The organism is Brevundimonas sp. (genome assembly GCF_031082345.1).
Classification (GTDB): domain Bacteria; phylum Pseudomonadota; class Alphaproteobacteria; order Caulobacterales; family Caulobacteraceae; genus Brevundimonas.
In genome coordinates this window covers 967-4,609 of record NZ_JAVHLH010000223.1, presented here as the reverse complement: position 1 = coordinate 4,609, position 3,643 = coordinate 967, and the positions used below count along the sequence as shown (strand labels likewise).

The window sequence follows — 3,643 nt, the reverse complement described above, 5'->3', positions numbered from 1 at the left end:
GCGGCCTCGCCCCGGTTCGTGAAGCAGGAAGGGACGCCCGTGCCCTATCCTTCCGATGAGCCGCTGGAAGCCGAAATGCGCACTTTCCTTGCGTGTGTTCGCGGCGAAGCTTCGTCCCCGACCGGGCCGGCTGAGGCCATTCCAGTTCTGCAGCTGCTTCAGGCCGCTGAACGGGCGTCGCAGGCTCCCGCGTGAAGTCGTCTCCCGATCAGGCGGCCGATTTTCGCATGGCCCAGTTCGCCGGCCTCGCGGGGCTGGCGGTGCTGCGTGACGGCGCTTTCGCCGTTACGGGAAAATTGTCGACGCGCCTGGACGGCCTCTGCGTGCCCCTGCGTTCGGCGAAGTATCTGGACGAGGTCAACAGCAATCCGCGCGTCACTGCCGTTATCACCACGCGCGAAATCGCTGACGGACTTGATCAGCGACTGGCCGTCGCGGTCGCCGACCGACCCGATGAGGCCCATGCGGAAGTCCACGCCTTCTGCGCGGAGGCTCGCGAGGCTGAGTTGAAGGCGCAACCCAACGTCATTGACGCCAGCGCCCATATCGACCCTGCGGCTCGGATCGCGGGCTATGGGGTCGAGATCGGGCCTCGCTGCCACATTGGTCCGGGTGCAACCATTCTTCCCGGCGTCCGGCTCGAGGACGACTGTGTGCTGCACCCCGGCGTGACCCTCGGCGTTCCAGGCTTCAACACCGGAATAATCGGCGGTCGCCAGCGCATCATTCCGCAGCTGGGCGGGGTCCGGCTAAAGCCGTTCGTCGAGCTTCTGGCCAATGTTTGCGTGGCCCGCGCGCTGTTTGGCGGCGAAACGACGCTTGGCGAAGAGACAGTGGTCGACAACCTCGTCTATATCGCCCACGACGTTCAGATCGGACGTCGGGTCCAGATCTGCGCCCTCGTCAACATACTCGGACGGGTGGAGATAGGGGACCACGCCTACATCGGACCGTCATCCGTTATCGTTAACGGTGCACGCATCGGTGAACGGGCCAAGGTGAGCATCGGCGCAGTCGTGACACGTGATGTCGCGCCTGGCGCGACGGTCAGCGGCAACTTCGCCATACCACATGACCGATTCCTGACCCACCTCCGCTCCGTCCGCTAATCTGGAATACCCATGCAGTTCATCGACCTGAAGACCCAGTACGCCCTCCTCAAACCTGAAATCGACGCCCGGATTCAGAGCGTGCTTGAGGCCCAGGCGTTCATCCAGGGCCCGGAAGTCCGCGAACTCGAGGCTGCGCTGGCCGATTTCAGCGGCGCGCGCCGGGTCGTCACCTGCGCCAACGGCACGGATGCCCTGCAACTGGCGCTGATGGCGCTCGGCGTCGGTCCCGGTGACGCGGTCTTCGTCCCCAGCTTCACCTACACGGCCACCGCCGAGGTGATCCTGCTCCTGGGCGCCCGACCCGTGTTTGTGGACTCCGACCCTGACACCTTCAACATTGATTTTGAAAGCGCGGAGGCCGCGATCGTGCGGACCCGGGACGGCGGGGTCCTGAGACCGGCCGCCCTGTTGACCGTCGATCTCTTCGGACTTCCCGTGGACTACGACCGGGCCCGGGCCCTGGCTGACCGGCACGGCCTGGCCTTCATCTCGGATGCTGCGCAAGGATTCGGCGCCAGCTTCAAGGGGCGCCGTGTCGGCAGCGGCATGGCGGATGTCACCACCACCAGCTTCTTCCCGGCCAAGCCCCTGGGCTGCTATGGCGACGGTGGAGCGGTGTTCACGGACGACGACCGTATCGCCGACGCGATCCGCTCGATCTGCCTTCACGGCAAGGGCCACGAGAAGTACGATGTCGTTCGCGTCGGCGTGAACAGCCGTCTCGACACCCTTCAAGCCGCCGTTCTCCTGCCCAAGCTGGCGGTGTTCGGTGACGAGCTTGAGAAGCGGCACGCGGTCGCCCAACGCTACACCGCGCGCCTGAAGGACCATGTGGCCACGCCGCAGGCCGCCGAGGGAGATGATCGCTTCGCCTGGGCCCAGTATACGGTCAAGGTTCCTGACCGTGACGGCGTCCAGGCCCGCCTCAAGGCGGCGGGGGTTCCGTCGAACGTTTATTACCCCCGCCCGATGCATCTTCAGCCGGCCTATATCGAATACGGCGGTGGCGAGGGTTCACTCCCCGTGGCCGAGGGGCTTTCCCACCTCGTGCTAAGCCTCCCCATGCACCCCTATCTCTCGGTCGCCGAAATCGACATGGTGTCCGACGCCTTCCTTTCCGCAATCAATCCCAACGCTTGAGCGCCACTCGTGACTGAATTTTCGATCTCCCCCTCTTCCGCCCAAGCGGTTGATGAGTTCATCGGCCGGCTGGAGCGCAGAGAAACGCGCATCGGCATTATTGGGCTGGGCTATGTCGGCATCCCGCTGGCGCTGCGGTTCCATGAGGTCGGTTTCCCGATCATCGGTTTCGATATCGATGACGAACGCATCACGACGCTGAATGCTGGCGAAAGCCCGATCAAGCACATTTCCGCCGAAGACATCGCAGCCATGTCGGCCGGCGGTTTCCGCGCGACGACTGATTTTTCGCGCATCACCGAAGTCGACGCCATCATCATCTGTGTGCCGACACCGTTGAGCCGGCATCGCGAGCCAGACCTGTCCTTTATCGTCGAGACCATGAAGGCGATTACGCCGCATCTGCGCCCCGGCCAGATGCTGTCGCTCGAAAGCACGACCTGGCCCGGTACGACCGAGGAGGTGTTGCGTCCCTTCATCGAAGGGCGCGGCCTTCAGATCGGGGAGGACTTCTTCCTTGTGTACTCACCCGAGCGCGAAGATCCCGGGAACCCGAATTTCAGCACCCATTCCATTCCGAAAGTGGTGGGCGGCTCGACACCGGGCTGTCGCAAGGTCGGCGAGCACCTCTACGCCGCCGCGGTCGACCAGGTGGTGCCGGTGTCCTCTACCCAGGCCGCCGAACTGACCAAGCTGCTGGAGAACATCCATCGCGCGGTCAATATCGGCCTCGTCAACGAGATGAAAATCATCGGCGACCGCATGGGGATCGACATCTTCGAGGTGATTGACGCTGCGGCGACCAAGCCGTTCGGGTTCACCGCCTATTATCCTGGGCCGGGCCTGGGTGGGCATTGCATCCCGATCGATCCGTTCTACCTGACCTGGAAGGCGCGAGAGTACGGTCTTTCGACCCATTTCATCGAGCTCGCGGGAGAGATCAATCGCGAGATGCCGGAGTGGGTGGCGACAAAGATCGCAGAGGCGCTCAACGATCGCCGGAAGTCGCTGAAGGGTAGCCGCATCCTCGCTCTCGGGATCGCATACAAGCGGGACGTTGACGACACCCGGGAGTCGCCTTCGGTTCTTGTCATGGAGATTCTCCGCGCTCGCGGGGCCGTGGTGGAATACTCCGACCCGTATGCGCCGAGCTTCCCGAAGATGCGCGAACACAACTTCGCACTGAACTCTGTTGAGCTGACCCCTGACAACCTGGCGTCCTTTGATGCAGTCGTCCTCCTGACAGACCACTCGGAGTTCGACTACGACGCTATTCTGGAGCACGCCGACCTGATCATCGATACGCGCGGCAAGTATCGGGCGGCACACCCGAAGGTCGTCAAGGCATGATGCAATCCGGATCTGTCGGCAGACGAAGGCGATCCGGCGGT

4 protein-coding genes are annotated in these 3,643 nt (G+C 63.5%); all 4 read left to right on the top strand.

Going from position 1 to position 3,643, the window contains the following annotated elements:
- On the top strand, positions 1–195 hold a 195-nt coding region (locus RDU12_RS12650; protein WP_308684917.1), incomplete at its 5' end, for a hypothetical protein.
- A gap of 32 nt (positions 196–227) precedes the next feature.
- Positions 228–1,109, top strand: coding sequence for a UDP-3-O-(3-hydroxymyristoyl)glucosamine N-acyltransferase (locus RDU12_RS12645; protein WP_300289162.1), 882 nt, complete (start codon positions 228–230; stop codon positions 1,107–1,109).
- A gap of 12 nt (positions 1,110–1,121) precedes the next feature.
- Complete coding sequence (locus RDU12_RS12640) at positions 1,122–2,252, top strand: DegT/DnrJ/EryC1/StrS aminotransferase family protein (protein ID WP_300289163.1); 1,131 nt, start codon at positions 1,122–1,124, stop codon at positions 2,250–2,252.
- A 9-nt stretch (positions 2,253–2,261) separates the two neighbouring features.
- The gene (locus RDU12_RS12635; RefSeq protein ID WP_300289164.1) at positions 2,262–3,602 is read left to right on the top strand and encodes a nucleotide sugar dehydrogenase; all 1,341 of its coding nucleotides are present in this window, start codon (positions 2,262–2,264) and stop codon (positions 3,600–3,602) included.
- The last annotated feature ends 41 nt before the right edge of the window (positions 3,603–3,643 follow it).

Coding starts and splice junctions, on each gene's coding strand:
- RDU12_RS12640 (WP_300289163.1), top strand. CDS start 1,122: ATGCAGTTCATCGACCTGAAGACCCAGTACGCCCTCCTCAAACCTGAA.
- RDU12_RS12645 (WP_300289162.1), top strand. CDS start 228: ATGGCCCAGTTCGCCGGCCTCGCGGGGCTGGCGGTGCTGCGTGACGGC.